Origin of the sequence: Phytobacter diazotrophicus (genome assembly GCF_052061655.1) — a bacterium.
In the GTDB taxonomy this organism is placed as follows: domain Bacteria; phylum Pseudomonadota; class Gammaproteobacteria; order Enterobacterales; family Enterobacteriaceae; genus Phytobacter; species Phytobacter diazotrophicus.
Genome location: NZ_CM125428.1, coordinates 156,207 through 174,861, shown reverse-complemented (window position 1 = coordinate 174,861; position 18,655 = coordinate 156,207). Strand labels below are relative to the sequence as shown.

The window sequence follows — 18,655 nt, the reverse complement described above, 5'->3', positions numbered from 1 at the left end:
ATGAAATACAGTGCCCTTTTTCTCCTGCTTACACCGGCCTTCGCCAGCGCTAACTGGTCGGCTCCCGGTCTCTCTGCCTTTTCCGATGATGGTACCGGAGTCTGGCGTAGCAACAGCACATTACAGAAAGGGTCATACCCGCTGACGCTGCACCTTGATCAGCAGTGCTGGCAGCCTGCCGCCGACATCAAACTCAACCAGATGCTCTCCCTTAAACCCTGTACAGGCGATGCCCCCCAGTGGCGCGTTTTCCGTGAAGGGAATTATCAGATTCAACTCGATACCCGCTCCGGCACGCCAACGCTAATGCTGTCGGTAAAAAGCGAAGCCGTTGCCCAGGCCGTTAATGTCGTGCGCCAGTGCCCCACCTGGGACGGTAAAGCCCTGACGCTGGATGTCAGCAAGACATTCCCGGAAGGGAGCATGGTGCGCGATTTCTACAGCCAGAAAACAGCGATGGTGCAAAACGGCAAGATAACGCTACAACCGGCTAACGGTAGCGGCGGCCTGCTATTGCTCGAACGCGCTGAAACCAATGCCCCTGCCCCTTTTAGCTGGCAAAATGCAACGGTCTATTTCGTGCTGACTGACCGCTTCGTCAACGGCGATCCATCGAATGACAACAGCTACGGACGCCATAAAGACGGGATGCAGGAGATTGGCACCTTTCACGGCGGGGATCTGAAGGGGCTTACCAGCAAGCTCGACTACCTGCAGCAGCTTGGCGTCAATGCCCTGTGGATCAGCTCACCGCTTGAGCAAATCCACGGCTGGGTAGGTGGTGGAACAAAAGGCGATTTTCCGCATTACGCCTATCATGGCTACTACACGCAGGACTGGACCCGTCTGGACGCCAACATGGGCAGCGAAGCGGATTTACGTACTCTGGTCGATGAAGCCCATAAGCGCGGTATCCGTATCCTTTTTGACGTAGTGATGAACCACACCGGCTATGCGACGCTGGCAGATATGCAGGAATTTCAGTTCGGCGCGCTGTATGTTCAGGGTGAAGAGCGCAAAAAAGTGCTCGGCGAGCGCTGGACAGACTGGCGGCCAGGCCCAGGGCAAAGCTGGCACAGCTTTAACGACTTTATCAATTTCAGCGACAAAGCGGCCTGGGAGAACTGGTGGGGCAAAAAGTGGATCCGCACCGACATTGGCGACTACGACAACCCCGGCTTCGATGACCTGACCATGTCGCTGGCCTTTCTGCCGGATCTGAAAACCGAATCCACCACACCGTCAGGATTACCGAACTTTTATCGTCATAAACCCGATACCGCCGCACGAGAGATCCCTGGCTACACGCCGCGAGATTACCTGACCCACTGGCTAAGTCAGTGGGTGCGTGATTACGGCATTGACGGTTTCAGGATCGATACCGCCAAGCATGTCGAACTCGCTGCCTGGCAGCAGTTGAAAACCCAGGCCACCGACGCGCTGGCCGAATGGAAAAAAGCGAACCCGCAGAAAAAACTCGACGACGCGCCGTTCTGGATGACCGGAGAATCCTGGGGGCACGGTGTCATGCGCAGCGATTATTACAACCATGGCTTCGACGCGATGATCAATTTTGATTATCAGGAACAGGCCGCGGGTGCGGTGAAATGCCTGGCGAATATGGATCTCGTCTGGCAGCAGATGGCAGAAAAGCTGCAGGGCTTTAATGCGCTGAGTTATCTCTCTTCCCATGACACGCGTCTGTTCCGCGACGGCGGTCAGGAAGCGGCAGAGTTGCTGATGCTGGCGCCAGGGGCAGTACAGATTTTTTATGGCGATGAAACCAGCCGGCCTTTCGGGCCGACCGGCTCCGACCCGCTACAGGGGACACGTTCGGACATGAACTGGCAGGACATCAACGGCAAGGCGGCGCCAACCCTGCAACACTGGCAAACGCTGGGGCAATTCCGCGCGCGTCACCCGGCACTGGGAGCGGGTAAGCAGACAACGCTTAGCCTGCCACAAGGATACGGCTTCGTGCGCGAGCACAACGGCGACAAAGTGATGGTGGTTTGGGCGGGGAATCGCTGAGTCTCTTCCTGCGTAGCGTTTACGCCGCCTTCCAGTATATTCCCCGGTAGCGCTGCGCTTACCGGGACGATAAACCCATCGGCATAGCAATATAAAAATCCACCAAAACATAAATTAACAAAATAAAACGTCACCTGACCCCATCTCATCCGATTTGCACAGCAGGGTATGTAGCGCTATGGTTAGCCATTTTTAAAATCGGCCCGACAGAACAGCAGCTATGACATTTTCACTTTTCGGCGACAAATTTACCCGTCACGCTGGCATCACCCGCCTGATGGAAGACCTTAACGATGGCCTGCGCACACCGGGCGCCATCATGCTCGGCGGCGGTAACCCGGCGCAAATTCCGGCGATGACCGACTACTTCCATAATCTGCTGGCAGAAATGGTCGAAAACGGCAAAGCCACTGATGCGCTGTGTAATTACGATGGCCCACAAGGGAAGACCGAACTGCTGACGGCGCTGGCAAGCATGCTGCGCGATGAACTGGGCTGGGACATTGAACCACAAAATATTGCACTGACAAACGGCAGCCAAAGCGCGTTTTTCTACTTATTCAATCTGTTTGCTGGTCGCCGTGCCGACGGAACCACCAGTAAGGTGCTGTTTCCATTAGCGCCTGAGTACATCGGCTACGCCGATTCCGGGCTGGAAGAAGATCTATTTGTCTCCGCACGCCCGAATATCGAACTGCTGCCGGACGGCCAGTTCAAATACCATGTCGATTTCGAACACCTGCACATCGGTGAAGAGACCGGGATGATCTGCGTATCGCGCCCGACCAACCCAACCGGTAACGTCATTACCGATGAAGAGCTGATCAAACTGGATGCGCTGGCCAATCAACACGGCATTCCGCTGGTTATTGATAACGCCTATGGCGTCCCCTTCCCGGGCATTATTTTTAGCGAAGCGCGGCCTTTATGGAATCCGAATATTATCCTCTGCATGAGCCTGTCGAAGCTGGGTCTGCCGGGAAGCCGTTGCGGTATTATCATCGCCAACGACAAGGTGATATCCGCCATCCGTAATATGAACGGCATTATCAGTCTCGCACCGGGCGGTATTGGCCCGGCCATGATGTGCGAAATGATTAAGCGCAACGATCTGCTGCGCCTGTCGGAAACCGTGATTAAGCCGTTTTACTACCAGCGAGTGCAGGAAACGATCGCGATTATTCGCCGCTACCTGCCAGAAGAGCGCTGCCTGATCCACAAGCCCGAAGGGGCCATCTTCCTCTGGTTGTGGTTTAAAGACCTGCCGATCACGACCGAGCTGTTGTACCAGCGTCTGAAAAAGCGCGGCGTGTTAATGGTCCCCGGCGATTATTTCTTTCCTGGGCTGGATAAGCCATGGCCGCACACGCACCAGTGTATGCGCATGAACTATGTGCCAGACCCGGAAAAAATCGAAGCCGGCGTGAAAATCCTCGCCGAGGAAATTGAAATCGCCTGGCGTGAGCACGCGTAATCAGCAATCCGGCCCTCTTGATGAGGGCCTCCTCTTCGCATCTCTTAACCAGAAACGTCAATACGTTACGCTAAATGACTGTTGAGGCGGCTTTGTCGCAGCCTGATGGGATCGATGCAGGCTAATGCGCTGGTCGGGCAGGCTTCCACACAGGCAGGTCCGGTTTCACGGTGCAGACACAGGTCGCATTTTTGCGCCTGTACCTGGTCATTTTCCATCGTCACCTGCATGGCGCCGAACGGGCAGGCCAGCATGCAACTCTTACAACCGATGCACAGCGTCTGCTCCACATACACCGCGCCATTGACCCGGCTGATGGCCCCCACCGGACAAACATTGGCGCATGGGGCGTCTTCACAGTGACGACAGGTAACCGCCGTGGAAAAAGAGCCGGTTTTTACCACGCGAATCCGTGCGCTGAAGGTTTGCGGGGAGATCGCCGCGCAGTCCTGATCCTGCTGGTGTGAGACCACACAGGCGACTTCACAGGTACGACAGCCGATACATTTGGTCGAATCCGCAAGTATAAAACGGTTCATTTCTCCACACCCCTGATACAGAAAAATTCCGTTCAGAGTGCCAGAGAATGAACCGTCTTCGCTTTGATCCCGATGGGGAAAGCGGGTAAATCGTTCATTTGCCTGATCACATCTGGCCTTCTGCCTACACGCGCAGCGTAAATCCCAGCTCGTTAGAGATAGCCTGCGCCGTATCACGCAGCGGTTTGAGCAGGTTTTTCTCGCCAATCTGTTTCAGGCGTGATGTAGAAAGCGAAATAGAGATGGCGTACGGCACGCGGTGGTGAATATCGAACACCGGGACGGCAATGCAGGAGACGCCCAGCTCATTCTCTTCACGATCCATCGCCATACTGGTTTCGCGGATCTGCGCCAGCTCATCGTACATCGCGGGCAGGCCGGTAATGGTATTACGCGTCAACGGTTGAATCTGTTCCTGATGCGTCTCCCAGTACTCTTTCACATAATCGGGCTGACCGAAGGCCATATAGATTTTACCCATCGCCGAGCAGTACAGCGGCATATGCTGACCAATATAGGCGCGCGTACGTAGCATGCCCGTCGTCGGTTCCAGTTTGTAAATCAGAATGGCGTGATCGTCTTCGCGGCTGGAGAAATTGATGGTTTCCCCGGTCGCCAGGTTCAGCGCTTCCAGATGCGGCGCGGCAACATGGATAATATTCAGCGATGTGAGCGCCTTTTGTCCAACAGCGATAAATTTTGTGGTTAAGCGATAACTCCCGGCAGCGGGCGCGGGGGTCACGTAGCCACAGGATTGCAGCCCTTGCAGCAATCGGTGCACGGTACTTTTATTCAGCCCCGCCAGTTCGGACAAATGCGCCAGCGGGCAACCGTTCGGGTAATTGCTCAGTATCTCTATCAACATCAAACCGCGAAACAAGCTCTGGCTTCCTGCCGGCCTCTCTTTCTCCTGCGTGTTTTCACTCTCTTTGGTGTTCATCGCTTTCGCCTCCTTTTTGTGGCGACCTGATGGTAGCGCAAAGTGTGTTTCACTTCACGATCTGAACAGAAAATTTGTAATTTATTGATTTTATTACATTTCAAAAATATATCCAGCAATTGCTTTGTCAAAATATGATCGCTATATTTGAAATCAGATTTCGCATAGTGAAATTTACAGGTCGCACAACGTTCTCATTCCCTCGGTGGGAGGTCATCTTAAATGGCAGAAGCAGCAGTGTTATCTCCTTTGTTATCCATGCGCCATATCGTTAAGCGCTTTGGGGGAAATGTGGCGGTCAACAACGTCAGCCTGGATATCTATCCGGGCAAGGTTGTGGCGCTGCTGGGGGAGAACGGTGCGGGCAAATCCACGCTGATCAAAGTGCTGGCCGGTGTCTATTCCCGCGACGGTGGCGAAATCCTGTTTCGCGGTGAGCCGGTGGATTCTGCCGCCGCGCTGCGCCGGGGCAACGAGCAGCCTATTGCCTTTATCCATCAGGATTTAGGTCTGGTGGAGTGGATGACTGTCGCGGAAAACATGGCGCTGGTGATGGGTTTTCCCCGTCGCTTTGGGCTGATTGACTGGGCGGCAACACGCCGTCAGGCGCAAAAAGCGCTGGAAGACATCGGCATTCAACTTGATCCGGATGACCGCGTGTTCGACCTCTCCCGCACTGAAAAATCGCTGCTGGCAATAGCCCGTGCGGTAGCGGTAGATGCCTCGGTGCTGGTGCTTGATGAACCGACGGCCTCCCTTCCCGCGGACGATGTTCGCCACCTGTTCCGGGTAATGAACATCTTGCGGGAAAAACAGGTCGGCATGATTTATATCACCCATCGTCTGGATGAGGTGATGGAGATGGCCGATTCCGTCTGCGCCATGCGCGATGGTTGCTATGCAGGTGGTGGTGACATCGACCACTACACCCTGCGTGGTCTGGTCGAACTGATTGTTGGCGAAAGTCTGCGTGACGACCAGCGCCAGGCGTTACCCGACGGTGATGCGCCGGTGCTGTTAAAGATGGACAACGTCAAAGTGGGTGATACCGGCCCCGTCTCTTTCGAGCTTCGTGCCGGTGAGATGGTGGCGCTCGCCGGTCTGCGCGGCGCCGGACAGGAAGAGATTGGACGTTTGCTGTTTGCCTGCCGTACGCAGGAAAGCGGGCAAATCACATTAAATGGCGTGCCGTTTACGGCGACAACACCAGGGGAGGCGATGTCTGCGGGCGTCTCTTTTGTCGCAGGCGATCGCCTTCATGAAAGTCTGATTCCGGGCATGATGGTGCGTGAAAACTTGTTTATGAACCCGTGTAAACACGGTCACGCCCCGCTGTCCCGCTATAACGAAAAAAGCGAAGCGCCGATGAGCTGGGAGAAAATCCGCCAGTTCGATGTCCGGCCAGCGCAGATCAACATTGAAATCAGCGCGTTGTCCGGCGGCAACCAACAAAAAGTCGTGATGGCGCGCTGGCTTTCACTCAATGCTCCACTGCTCATTCTGGAAGACCCGTCCGCGGGCGTTGATGTCGGCGCGCGTGCGGAAATCTATGACCTGCTCAATCAGGCGCTGCAAAACGGCGTCGCCATTCTGGTCATCTCCAATGACCTGGAAGAGGTGGCGCATATCTGCAACCGGGCGCTGGTATTTAACCGTGGGCAAATTGTCGGCGAGCTTCTCAACCAGGATGTCACCTTCGCCAGATTGCTCGAACTGGCGTCAGGCAGCGGCACACTACATTAAGTCGGAGTGCGTTAGTTATGGCTAAAACATCAATGAAATCGACGGCCCTGGAATCACGCGTATCGCTTCATGAACACGGTGCCGCCGCCTGGCTTGGACAATTAACCACTCGTTACGGCCTGCCCGTGATCTGCGTGGTACTGGTTATCGTTTTTTCGCTGACGACGCCTTCATTCGCTTCACTGCTGACCTTACAGGCCATTCTCGACAGTAAATCGAAAATCGCTCTGCTGGCGCTGGCGGCAACCATCCCGATGATTGTCGGGAAAATTGACCTTAATGTTGGCTTTGGCATCGTGCTCTGGCACATCCTCGCCATCACGTTGCAGGTGGAATATGGCTTTTCCTGGCCGGTGGCCGTGGCCATCGTGCTGGCGCTCTCCGCGCTGTATGGCCTGCTGAACGGCATTCTGGTGGCGCTGGCCGACATCGATAGCTTCGTGGCTACGCTCGGCTCCGGTACCGTGCTCTACGCCATCGCGCTCTGGCACTCCGGTGGACGGCAGATTGTCGGCGACTTACCGGACGCCTTTATTGCCCTGCACCATTCAGATCTGTTTGGCATTCCGGTGGTAGCTTTTTATGTCCTGTTTGCCGCCGTAGTGCTGTGGATCATCACCGAACACACCCCGATTGGTCGCTGTATGTATGCGGTGGGCGGTAATCCGATCGCGGCTGCGCTCAACGGCATCGCCGTTAACCGTTACACCATCGGCGCCTTTATCGCCTCCAGCACCTTAACCGGGTTTACCGGGGTGATCATTGCCGCTGAGCAGGGCGTGGGCCAGGCCAGCGTCGGCATGGACTATCTGCTGCCTGCCCTTGTGGGGGCGTTCCTTGGCAGTACCACTATTCGTCCGGGGCGCGTGAACGTCTGGGGCACGGTGGTCGGGATTGCGGTACTGGCGATTGGTATCGCCGGGATTCAGCAGTTTGGCGGCGCATTCTGGGTCGAGCCGCTGTTTAACGGTGCGACGCTACTGTTGTCGATTACCCTGGCCGGTTATGCACAGCGCCGCCGGGCATTAAATAAAAAACTGGTGCAGCGTGCTCAAACGACCGCACCGGGCTCCTCTGTTACCCAATGACTCTCGCGTAAGGAACTGAAAATGTATAACAAAATAGTTCAATGCTGTCTGGCTGCCGGGTTGATGATGGCAAGCGGTTTCGCCCTGGCCGAGGACAGCTATGTTCAGCAGGCGCAGGCGGCGATTGCCAAAGCGACCGCGCCTGTCACCGTGTGGGATGGCCCAACGCAGGGCCCGGCGTTACAGCCGAACAAAAAGATTATCTTCATCGCGTCTGACATGAAAAACGGCGGCGTGCTGGGCGTTAAAGAGGGGCTTGAAGAAGCGGCAAAAATCGCGGGCTGGCAACTCGACGTGCTGGACGGTGCGGGTTCGGTAAAAGACCAACTGGCGGCGCTGAACCAGGCGATTGCCCGCAAACCGGACGGTATCGTGATCGGTGGCTGGAACCCGAACGTCGCCAAAATCCCGCTCAAAAAAGCGGTGAAAGAGGGAATCGTACTGACCGCATGGCACGCTGTTCCGGCACCGGGTCCGGTTCCGGCCTACAACATTTTCTACAACGTGACCTCCGACTCTAACGAAGTGTCACGCATGGCGGCACTCTACGCCGTCGCGAAATCCAACGGCACGGCAAAGGTGCTGATTTTCACCGACTCGCTCTACCAAATCGCTCTGGATAAAGCCAACGCGATGAAGAAAGTGATTGAGCAATGCAGCGGCTGCCAGGTGGTTGAATTTATCGATACCCCGCTTGCCGACACCTCTAACCGCATGCCGGGCATGACCTACAGCCTGATGCAAAAATATGGTGATAAGTTCGAATACTCTTTGGCCATCAACGACCTGTACTTCGACTTTATGGCCCCGGCCCTGCAAACCGCGGGTAAAGGTACGGATGGCAAACCGCCGTACAACATCTCAGCAGGCGACGGTTCCGTTACCGCCTATCAGCGCGTACGCGATGGCAAAGCGCAAGTCGCGACCGTGCCAGAGCCGCTGAAACTGCACGGCTGGCAGCTACTGGATGAGTTCAACCGTGCCTTCGCCGGTAAACAACCTTCTGGCTATGTCACCCCGGCGCACCTGGTCACCAAAGAAAACATCAGCGCCGACGGCGGCCAGAACAATGAATTCGACCCGGGTAACCAGTATCGCGATCACTACAAAGCCATCTGGGGAGTGAAGTGAGATGTTAGCCGTCGCGGGCAGTTTTGAACGCCTGTGTTCTCCGGCCATCTGGGCGGAAGGCCCGGTGTGGCTGGCAGAACAGCAGAGCGTGATTTTCAGCGATGTGAAGGGCAACAAGATGTACCGCTGGAGTGCGCAAAACGGCGTCAGCGTGTTTCGCGCTGAGTCCCACTTTGCCAACGGCAACGCGCTGGATAACGAAGGGCGTTTATTAACCTGCGAACATGGCCGTCGCGGTATCAGCCGGACAGATAAGCAGGGGAATCACACCCTGCTGGTGGACAAAATCGACGGGCTGCGTTTCAACTCGCCCAACGATATCGCAGTGCGCCAGGACGGGTCGATTTGGTTTACCGACCCACCCTACGGCATCGTCGGCGACGAAGAGGGTTATCGTGCGGCAAGCCAGGTCATCGGCTGCTACGTCTACCGTTTTGATGAAGCGGACAAGCGGGCGACGATCGCCATCAGCGATACTCAGCGCCCTAACGGGCTGGCCTTCTCGCCGGATGATAAATGGCTCTACGTGGCGGATATGTCGATTATTGATTTTCCGACGCAGGGCCGCCGGGAAATTCGCGCCTACCGTCTCGACGGCGATAGCGCGGTATTTTCTCACGTGGTCACCCAGGTTGCGCCGGGTATTCCGGATGGCTTTTGCGTTGACCCGACGGGGAATATTTTCTGTAGTTGCGAGACCGGTGTTTTGATTTTCTCGCCGCAGGGGAGGCTGCTGGAAACGATTCCCGTCCCTGAACGCGTCTCTAATTGCACGTTTGGTGGGCCTGACGGAAATACGCTGTTTATTACCGCGACCACATCGCTTTACCGGGTGACCATCGCCCCCTCCCGTATTCAGGGATAAACAGGATTAATACCGAAGCGCACCGGCCCTGCCGGCGCGTTTTCACAACCCAACATAGTTTAGTGGAATGCCATTCCACTATGTAAAACGAAGATGTGATGGAGAAAGCGTATGTTATTGAGTTTTTCTGATCTTAAAAATGAGTTTAACCGTGTCCTGCTGGCACGCGGTGTGGCGGCAGAAACCGCCGATGCCTGTGCGGAGATGTTTGCCCGCACCACCGAGTCAGGGGTCTATTCACACGGCGTAAACCGTTTCCCGCGCTTTATCCAGCAACTGGAAAATGGCGACATCATTCCGGATGCGCTGCCAAAACGCATCACGTCGCTGGGGGCGATTGAACAGTGGGATGCCCAGCGTTCTATCGGCAACCTGACCGCGAAAAAGATGATGGACCGGGCGATTGAACTGGCCTCCGACCACGGTATCGGCCTGGTGGCGGTACGTAACGCTAACCACTGGATGCGCGGCGGCAGCTACGGCTGGCAGGCAGCGGAGAAAGGCTACATCGGTATTTGCTGGACCAACTCCATCGCCGTTATGCCGCCGTGGGGTGCGAAAGAGTGCCGTATCGGGACTAACCCGCTGATCGTAGCCATTCCGTCCACGCCGATCACCATGGTGGATATGTCCATGTCGATGTTCTCCTACGGCATGCTGGAAGTGAACCGCCTGGCGGGCCGCCAGTTGCCGGTTGAGGGTGGCTTTGACGACGAAGGTAAGCTGACCAAAGACCCGGCGCCGATTGAGAAAAACCGTCGCATTCTGCCGATGGGCTACTGGAAAGGTTCTGGCCTCTCTATCGTGCTGGATATGATCGCCACCCTGCTGTCCGATGGCTCTTCCGTGGCCGCCGTCACCGAAGACAACAGCGACGAGTTCAACATTTCGCAGGTCTTTATCGCCATCGAAGTGGACAAACTGATCGACGGCGCCACCCGTGATGCCAAGCTGCAACGCATCATGGATTACATCACGACCGCTGAACGTGCCGATGAAAATGTCCCTGTGCGTCTGCCGGGCCATGAATTTACGCGTCTGCTGGAAGAAAACCGCCGCAACGGTATCACCGTTGACGACAGCGTGTGGGCGAAAATCAAGTCGCTCTAAGGATTATCATCATGATTTATGGACATATTTCTCAACCCAATGCCTGCCAGTATCCGGCAGCGATTGAAAAGGCACTGGAATTCCTGCGTACCACGGATTTCAGCAAGCTGGAGCCGGGCGTGGTGGAAATTGAGGGGCGCACGATTTACGCGCAGATCCTCGATCTGACCACTCGCCCTCACGATGAGTTGCGCCCGGAAGTGCATCGCCGTTATCTGGATATTCAATATTTATATTCCGGCGAAGAACAAATCGGTGTCGCCATTGATACTGGCAATAACGTGGTGAGCGAAGAATTACTTGAGCAGCGCGATATTATTTTCTATCACGACAGTGAAAACGAATCGTTGATTGAAATGGTGCCAGGTAATTACGCCATATTTTTTCCGCAGGATGTCCATCGTCCTGCCTGTAATAAACACAGAGAAACAGCGATCAGAAAAATAGTCGTTAAAGTTGCGGTTTCCGCATTGAATTAATCCGTTGTTTATTTATCGATACCTGATAAATAAAAGGAGCGAAACATGAAAACGAATGACGCCGGTTATATTATCGGCGCATACCCCTGTGCGCCTTCGTTTCACCAAAAAAGCGAACAGGAAGAGAAGGAATTCTGGCGTTTACTCGCGGATACGCCGCACATTCGCGGTCTGGAGCAGCCGTGCCACGAAAACCTGCACGCTTATGGCGATGAGTGGCTGTTCCGGCACACGCCGGGCGAATGGCAGATTGTGGTCACCGCGATCCCGGAGACCATGCGTCGTCGCAGCGGCGGTAATCTGGCCTTCGGTCTGGCCTCCAGCGATGAAGAACAACGTCGGGCATGCGTCGAGTTCCATCGTCATTTGCTGAACAAAATCAATGCGGTAAACCAGCGCTTCGCCAATAAAGTGATATCGCTGGAGCTGCAGGCTGCGCCGCTGGGCGGTAACGCTGATGTGGCACAGGCAACCGATGCGTTTGCCCGCTCCATCAAAGAAATCGCCAGTTGGGACTGGTCATGCTCGCTCGTACTGGAACACTGCGACGCCATGAACAAGCCCGCACCGCGCAAAGGTTTCCTGCCGCTGGAAAACGTGCTGGATACCCTCGCCGGTTACGACATTGATGTGTGCATTAACTGGGCGCGTTCCGCGATTGAAGGGCGTAATACCACCCTGCCGCTGGAACATACTCAGGCGGTGAAAGCCGCAGGAAAACTGGGGGCGCTGATGTTCTCCGGCACCGCCACCGAAGGGCCGTATGGTGAATGGACTGACCTGCATACGCCTTTCGCCCCTTTCTGCCCGGAAAGCCTGCTCACGGTAGAAAGTGCTAAAGAATTATTTAATGTGGCTGACACAGCAAAATTACAGTTTGCCGGTATTAAGTTGCTGGAAATTGATGCTAATGCTGATGCGAATCATCGCATAGCCATATTACGCGATGGCGTTACCGCGTTAAACAAAGCCAGACAATAAATATAAAGCGTCAATTTAATCGCAAGGCCTGTTACTTTTAACGAGAGATTAATATGAACACTTCCTCTTACGCTACATCTGCGGATATTCCGCGCCAACGCTGGTTAAGAATTATTCCCCCTATTCTTATCGCGTGTATTATTTCTTATATGGACCGCGTGAATATCGCATTCGCAATGCCTGGCGGGATGGACAAGGATTTAGGCATTACCGCCACCATGGCAGGTTTGGCTGGCGGTATTTTTTTCCTCGGTTATCTCTTCTTGCAGGTACCGGGCGGGAAAATCGCCGTGCACGGCAGCGGTAAAAAATTCATCGGCTGGTCACTGGTCGCCTGGGCGGTCATCTCTGTGCTTACCGGTATTGTCACCAACCAATATCAACTGTTAGCACTGCGTTTCCTGCTCGGTGTGGCGGAAGGCGGTATGCTGCCTGTGGTGCTCACCATGATCAGCAACTGGTTCCCGGATGCCGAACGTGGTCGCGCAAATGCTATCGTCATTATGTTCGTCCCGATTGCCGGGATCATCACCGCCCCGCTCTCCGGCTGGATCATTACCGCACTCGACTGGCGCTGGCTGTTCATCATCGAAGGTCTGCTGTCACTGGCTGTTCTGGTGCTGTGGGCGCTGACCGTGTATGACCGTCCGCAGGAAGCCCGTTGGATTAGCGAAGCCGAGAAGAAATATCTGGTGGAAACCCTGGCCGCTGAGCAGCGCGCCATTGCGGGTAAAACCGTAGTCAATGCTTCGCTGGGCGCGGTGTTGTCTGACCGTACCATGTGGCAGTTAATTGCCCTGAACTTCTTCTATCAAACCGGGATTTACGGCTACACCCTGTGGCTGCCCACCATCCTCAAAGAGTTGACCCACACCAGCATGGGCCAGGTCGGGATGCTTGCCATTCTGCCTTACGTTGGCGCTATCGCCGGGATGTTCCTGTTCTCTTCGCTGTCCGACCGAACCGGTAAACGCAAGCTGTTCGTCTCCCTGCCGCTGATTGGCTTCGCCACCTGCATGTTCCTCTCCGTCACCCTGAAAGAGAGCATCTGGCTGTCGTATGCCGCACTGGTTGGTTGTGGCTTCTTCCTGCAATCCGCTGCCGGGGTGTTCTGGACCATTCCTGCTCGTCTGTTCAGCGCGGAAATGGCCGGTGGCGCACGCGGGGTGATTAACGCCCTGGGTAACCTGGGTGGCTTCTGCGGTCCGTATGCCGTGGGTGTGCTGATCACCATGTACAGCAAAGATGCGGGCGTCTACTGCCTGGCGGTGTCTCTGGCGATTGCCGCGCTAATGGCGCTGCTGCTGCCGGCGAAGTGTGATGCCAACAGCCCGCGCGTGGGCGCGACGAATACGGCCAAACGTGCGGTCTGATGCCCTCACCCCAGCCCTCTCCCACAGGGAGAGGGTGAAAAAACAGGACAAAAAGATGAGTGAAAAAGAGACCTTCTGGCTGGGTATCGATTGTGGCGGTACTTATCTGAAAGCAGGACTGTACAACAGCCAGGGTAAAGAATTTGCTATTGAACGCCAGTCCGTCCGCACTCTTAGTCCGTATCCGGGCTGGGCGGAGCGCGACATGGCGGAACTGTGGCAGCACTGCGCGGCGACCATCTCACGCCTGTTGCAACGTACCGGCATTGGCGGTGAAAACATTAAGGGCGTGGGTATCTCCGCTCAGGGCAAAGGGCTGTTTTTACTTGATAAAAATGACCAGCCGCTGGGCACCGCGATCCTCTCTTCCGACCGCCGCGCCATGGAAATCGTCAAGCGCTGGCAGCAGGACGGCATTCCGCAAAAGCTCTACCCGTTAACGCGCCAGACCCTGTGGACGGGACACCCGGCCTCGCTGCTGCGCTGGGTAAAAGAAAACGAGCCGCAACGTTACGCACAGATTGGCTGCGTGATGATGGGTCACGACTACCTGCGCTGGTGTCTGACCGGCGTGAAGGGGTGTGAAGAGAGCAATATCTCTGAATCCAACCTCTACCATATGACCACCGGGCAGTATGACCCCTGCCTGACACAATGGCTGGGCATTAGCGAGATAGACCCCGCGTTGCCGCCAATTGTGGGTTCTGCAGAAATCAGCGGGGAAATCACCGCTCAGGCAGCCGCCATTACCGGTCTCGCAGCGGGAACACCCGTTGTGGGCGGTCTGTTTGATGTGGTTTCCACCGCGATCTGCGCCGGTCTGAAAGACGAATACACGCTCAATGCCGTGATGGGCACCTGGGCTGTCACCAGCGGTATTGCCGAAGGCCTGCGCGACAACGAAGCGCATCCCTATGTGTATGGCCGCTACGTCAATGACGGGCAATACATCGTGCACGAAGCCAGCCCCACCTCGTCCGGCAACCTGGAATGGCTGACCGCGCAGTGGGGCGATATCAGTTTTGCCGACATTAACCAACTCGTCGACAGCCTGCCGAAAGCCGCCAGCGAGGTCTTCTTCTTACCTTTCCTGTATGGCAGTAACGCCGGGCTCGACATGACCAGCGGCTTTTATGGCATGCAGGCGCTGCATACCCGCGCGCACTTGTTGCAGGCCGTCTACGAAGGGGTGGTGTTCAGCCATATGACGCACCTCAACCGCATGCGCGAGCGCTTTACCGACGTGCGCGCCCTGCGCGTCACCGGCGGCCCGGCCCATTCCAGAGTCTGGATGCAGATGCTCGCGGATGTCAGCGGCCTGCCCGTTGAGTTGCCGCAGGTGGAAGAGACCGGCTGCTTTGGCGCGGCCATCGCCGCACTGGTCGGCACCGGCGTCTATCAGAACTTTAGCGATGCCCAGCAGACGCTCAACTACGAGATGCACACCCTGACGCCGGACATGAACGCCCATGCGGCCTACCAGCGCAAATATCACCGTTACCAGATTTTAATTGAAGCACTTCAGGGCTTTCATGCCCGTATTAAGGAGCACTCTTTATGAGCCGACCACTACTGCAACTGGCGCTCGACCACACCAGCCTTGTCGCCGCCCAGCGCGACGTTGCGTTGCTAAAAGATCACGTCGATATCGTGGAAGCGGGCACCATCCTCTGCCTCAGTGAAGGGTTAAATGCCGTGCGCGCCTTACGCGCCCAGTGCCCGGAGAAAATCATCGTTGCCGACTGGAAGGTGGCCGATGCCGGTGAAACCCTGGCCCAGCAGGCGCTGGACGCAGGTGCAAACTGGATGACTATTATCTGTGCCGCACCGCTGGCTACCATCGAAAAAGGCCATGCCGTTGCCGCCGCACGCGGGGGAGAAATTCAGATTGAGTTGTTTGGTAACTGGACCTTCGACGATGCCCGCGACTGGTACAGCACCGGGGTGCGTCAGGCGATTTACCACCGTGGTCGTGATGCCCAGGCCAGCGGCCAGCAGTGGGGTGAAGCGGACCTGGCACGCATGAAAGCGCTGTCCGATATTGGTCTCGAACTCTCCATCACCGGCGGCATCACACCTGCCGATTTGCCGTTATTCAAAGAGATCAATGTGAAGGCGTTCATTGCCGGACGCGCGCTGTCTGGTGCGGCGAATCCGCAGCAGGTCGCCGAAGAATTCCACGCCCGCATCCACGACATCTGGGGAGCGTAAACATGCGCAACCATCCGTTAGGTATTTATGAAAAAGCGTTACCGAAAGACTTATCCTGGCCGGAGCGTCTGGTTCTGGCTAAAAGCTGCGGATTCGACTTCGTGGAAATGTCCGTCGACGAAACCGACGAGCGCCTCTCGCGACTCGAATGGACCACCGCCCAGCGCGCCTCGTTAGTGGAAGCGATGCTGGAAACCAATGTGTCGATTCCGTCGATGTGCCTTTCCGCCCATCGTCGCTTCCCGTTCGGCAGCCGCGATGAAGCCGTGCGCGAACGTGCCCGCGACATCATGACCAAAGCCATCAAACTGGCGCGCGACTTAGGTATCCGCACCATTCAGCTTGCGGGCTACGACGTCTATTACGAAGAGCATGACGCAGGCACCCAGCAGCGTTTCGCCGAAGGGCTGGCGTGGGCCGTTGAGCAGGCCGCAGGCGCACAGGTCATGCTGGCGGTGGAGATCATGGATACCGCGTTTATGAACTCTATTACCAAATGGAAAAAATGGGACGAGATGCTCGCCTCACCGTGGTTCACCGTCTACCCGGACGTGGGCAACCTCAGCGCCTGGGGTAACGACGTACCGGCAGAGCTGGCGCTCGGTATCGACCGTATCGCAGCTATTCACCTGAAAGACACGCAGCCCGTCACCGAAACCAGCCCAGGTCAGTTCCGTGATGTGCCGTTTGGCGAAGGCTGTGTGGATTTCGTCAATGTGTTCAGCACGTTGCAGAACCTGAATTATCGCGGCGCTTTTCTGATTGAGATGTGGACCGAAAAAGCCAAAGAGCCGGTGCTGGAGATCATCCAGGCCCGTCGCTGGATTGAAGCCCGTATGCAGGAAGGAGGATTCGTATGTTAGAGCAACTGAAAGCCGAGGTGCTGGCGGCAAACCTGGCGCTACCCGCACACGGGCTTGTCACCTTTACCTGGGGAAACGTCAGCGCCGTCGATGAAACCCGCAAACTGATGGTGATTAAACCGTCCGGCGTGGAGTACGGCGTGATGAAAGCCGAGGATATGGTGGTGGTGGATATCGCCACTGGCAACGTGGTCGACGGCAGTAAAAAACCCTCTTCTGATACGCCAACGCACCTGGCGCTGTATCGTCGTTTCCCGGAGATTGGCGGCATTGTACATACCCACTCCCGCCACGCGACTATCTGGTCGCAGGCGGGTCTGGATCTGCCCGCCTGGGGTACCACGCACGCGGACTACTTCTACGGCACCATTCCCTGCACGCGCCTGATGACGACCGAGGAAATCAACGGCGAGTACGAATACGAAACCGGCGAAGTGATCATCAAGACCTTTGAAGCGCGCGGCCTGAACCCGATGCAGGTTCCGGCCGTGCTGGTCCACTCCCACGGCCCGTTTGCCTGGGGCAAAAACGCGGCGGATGCGGTGCACAACGCGGTGGTGCTGGAAGAGTGCGCCTATATGGGTCTGTTCTCCCGGCAACTGGCGCCGCAGTTGCCGGATATGCAGTCTGAATTGTTGGATAAGCACTATCTGCGTAAGCACGGCGCGAACGCCTATTACGGGCAGTAATCCTCTGCGGTCTGATGCCCTCACCCCGGCCCTCTCCCACAGGGAGGCCAGAAGGCCTCGGCTCGATCGGTCCCCTCGCCCCTCTGGGGAGAGGGTTAGGGTGAGGGGAAAATACTGCGCAGCGCCCCATTCTTACCCCGAATTAATATGCTCCTTACAATACCGCCGTTTCCATGCGGCGGGCGTCAGCCCGGTGTGTTTGCGAAAGATCTGTCGGAAATAGCCCACATCATGAAACCCACACTGCCCCGCCACCTCTTTTAACGATAACGAGTCGCTGATCAGTAATTTTTCCGCTGCCCGTACCCGCTGGCGATGAATGGCTTCGGTCAGCGTCAGACGAAAGGCGCGCCGGTACACCCGCCCCAGGTAGTCGGCATTGCAGTGCAGCTCTTTTGCCAGCGTCGAGGCCGAAATCGGCAGATGAAATTGCGTACCAATCATTTGCCGGGCTTTCCAGGCGAGCGCCATTCCCGGATTATCCACGGCACGCTCGCTGAGCGCAGAGGCCGATATTTGTTGCAGAATCAGCAGTAAAATACATTCCATAGCCACGCTGCGATGGACATTTTCCTGCTCATGTAAAAACTGGCGAAATAATGCCGTCATATATTGCGGATCATTTAATGCTGTATGTTGCGGCAACATAAGCACACTGTTTTGTCCTGTTTTTTCCACCGCAGCCGTTAATTCAAAATGCAGCCAGTAGAATTTAAGATCTGCCGGAAATTCCCCTACACCAACATGTCGTCGCTGCGGCCAGAGTAAAAGTGTTTCGCCGGCATTAACCGTAAAGAGTTTCTCTTCTTCGCGGATCGTTAATGTCCCCTTTTCGACGAAAATCACCTCCCAGGAATGCAGAGTCCGTGACGGATGGCTTCCCACGCCGCGCGAGATAAATAAGCCGCCATTTTGCACACGAAGCGGAAATGTTATGGATAATTCAAGCATAAATATGTCAATTCTCGCTACAAGAGGGCAATTACACTGCATCTTGTTTTTGATTATTAACGAAATGTAAGCCCCGCGCCGGATCAAAATCACACTTTGCGCATCAGGTCGGAATCGTCATCTTTTTGTACTTTTCCCTTCCCTTGTTGTGTGGTCAATTCAATGCAAAATAAATAACGTACTTTGC

Annotated in this window: 17 protein-coding genes; 14 read left to right on the top strand and 3 right to left on the bottom strand. The window is 55.8% G+C overall.

What is annotated here, in order from left to right:
- Both ACS0RQ_RS00840 and avtA read left to right on the top strand, forming a co-directional pair.
- A complete protein-coding gene (locus ACS0RQ_RS00840; RefSeq protein WP_271849244.1) occupies positions 1 to 2,031 on the top strand; it encodes an alpha-amylase in 2,031 nt (676 codons plus the stop codon).
- 220 nt (positions 2,032 to 2,251) lie between these two features.
- The gene (gene avtA, locus ACS0RQ_RS00835; protein ID WP_039080166.1) at positions 2,252 to 3,505 is read left to right on the top strand and encodes a valine--pyruvate transaminase; all 1,254 of its coding nucleotides are present in this window, start codon (positions 2,252 to 2,254) and stop codon (positions 3,503 to 3,505) included.
- 65 nt (positions 3,506 to 3,570) lie between these two features.
- Here the strand turns inward: avtA and ACS0RQ_RS00830 are convergent, their stop codons facing one another.
- Positions 3,571 to 4,044: a 4Fe-4S dicluster domain-containing protein gene (locus tag ACS0RQ_RS00830; protein ID WP_071195052.1), complete on the bottom strand. Its 474-nt coding sequence runs from the start codon at positions 4,042 to 4,044 to the stop codon at positions 3,571 to 3,573.
- A gap of 124 nt (positions 4,045 to 4,168) precedes the next feature.
- Positions 4,169 to 4,984 carry an IclR family transcriptional regulator YiaJ gene (gene yiaJ, locus ACS0RQ_RS00825; RefSeq protein ID WP_039080164.1) on the bottom strand — a complete coding sequence of 272 codons (816 nt, stop codon included), beginning with the start codon at positions 4,982 to 4,984 and terminating at the stop codon, positions 4,169 to 4,171.
- A 222-nt stretch (positions 4,985 to 5,206) separates the two neighbouring features.
- Between yiaJ and ACS0RQ_RS00820 the strand changes: the two genes are divergently transcribed.
- The 12 genes from ACS0RQ_RS00820 to araD all read left to right on the top strand — a co-directional run bounded on the left by ACS0RQ_RS00820 (position 5,207) and on the right by araD (position 17,517).
- The gene (locus ACS0RQ_RS00820; RefSeq protein ID WP_039080163.1) at positions 5,207 to 6,727 is read left to right on the top strand and encodes a sugar ABC transporter ATP-binding protein; all 1,521 of its coding nucleotides are present in this window, start codon (positions 5,207 to 5,209) and stop codon (positions 6,725 to 6,727) included.
- Between the two features lie 17 nt (positions 6,728 to 6,744).
- Complete coding sequence (locus ACS0RQ_RS00815; protein WP_271849243.1) at positions 6,745 to 7,815, top strand: ABC transporter permease; 1,071 nt, start codon at positions 6,745 to 6,747, stop codon at positions 7,813 to 7,815.
- Positions 7,816 to 7,878: 63 nt separating this feature from the next.
- Positions 7,879 to 8,946, top strand: coding sequence for an ABC transporter substrate-binding protein (locus ACS0RQ_RS00810; RefSeq protein ID WP_271849262.1), 1,068 nt, complete (start codon positions 7,879 to 7,881; stop codon positions 8,944 to 8,946).
- Between the two features lies 1 nt (position 8,947).
- Positions 8,948 to 9,811 (top strand): SMP-30/gluconolactonase/LRE family protein, encoded by an 864-nt coding sequence (locus ACS0RQ_RS00805; protein WP_271849242.1) that lies wholly within the window; start codon positions 8,948 to 8,950, stop codon positions 9,809 to 9,811.
- A gap of 111 nt (positions 9,812 to 9,922) precedes the next feature.
- A complete protein-coding gene (yiaK, locus tag ACS0RQ_RS00800) occupies positions 9,923 to 10,921 on the top strand; it encodes a 3-dehydro-L-gulonate 2-dehydrogenase (RefSeq protein ID WP_039080160.1) in 999 nt (332 codons plus the stop codon).
- Positions 10,922 to 10,932: 11 nt separating this feature from the next.
- Positions 10,933 to 11,400, top strand: a complete 468-nt coding sequence (locus ACS0RQ_RS00795) for a NanQ anomerase/TabA/YiaL family protein (protein WP_271849241.1) — start codon at positions 10,933 to 10,935, stop codon at positions 11,398 to 11,400.
- 45 nt (positions 11,401 to 11,445) lie between these two features.
- Positions 11,446 to 12,381: a DUF4862 family protein gene (locus tag ACS0RQ_RS00790; RefSeq protein ID WP_271849240.1), complete on the top strand. Its 936-nt coding sequence runs from the start codon at positions 11,446 to 11,448 to the stop codon at positions 12,379 to 12,381.
- 53 nt (positions 12,382 to 12,434) lie between these two features.
- A complete protein-coding gene (locus ACS0RQ_RS00785; RefSeq protein WP_271849239.1) occupies positions 12,435 to 13,754 on the top strand; it encodes an MFS transporter in 1,320 nt (439 codons plus the stop codon).
- 55 nt (positions 13,755 to 13,809) lie between these two features.
- Positions 13,810 to 15,315 (top strand): FGGY-family carbohydrate kinase, encoded by a 1,506-nt coding sequence (locus ACS0RQ_RS00780; protein WP_271849238.1) that lies wholly within the window; start codon positions 13,810 to 13,812, stop codon positions 15,313 to 15,315.
- Positions 15,312 to 15,965: a 3-keto-L-gulonate-6-phosphate decarboxylase UlaD gene (gene ulaD / locus ACS0RQ_RS00775; RefSeq protein ID WP_271849237.1), complete on the top strand. Its 654-nt coding sequence runs from the start codon at positions 15,312 to 15,314 to the stop codon at positions 15,963 to 15,965. The genes ACS0RQ_RS00780 and ulaD overlap by 4 nt, the downstream gene beginning before the upstream one ends.
- Before the next feature lie 2 nt (positions 15,966 to 15,967).
- Positions 15,968 to 16,828: an L-ribulose-5-phosphate 3-epimerase gene (locus tag ACS0RQ_RS00770; protein ID WP_193794670.1), complete on the top strand. Its 861-nt coding sequence runs from the start codon at positions 15,968 to 15,970 to the stop codon at positions 16,826 to 16,828.
- Positions 16,822 to 17,517: an L-ribulose-5-phosphate 4-epimerase gene (araD, locus tag ACS0RQ_RS00765; RefSeq protein ID WP_271849236.1), complete on the top strand. Its 696-nt coding sequence runs from the start codon at positions 16,822 to 16,824 to the stop codon at positions 17,515 to 17,517. Before ACS0RQ_RS00770 ends, araD begins: the two co-directional genes overlap by 7 nt.
- Positions 17,518 to 17,649: 132 nt before the next feature.
- On the opposite strand, the gene ACS0RQ_RS00760 is transcribed toward araD, so the two are convergent.
- Entirely contained in the window at positions 17,650 to 18,468 is an 819-nt protein-coding gene (locus ACS0RQ_RS00760) for an AraC family transcriptional regulator (RefSeq protein ID WP_271849235.1), read from the bottom strand.
- Positions 18,469 to 18,655: the final 187 nt, after the last annotated feature.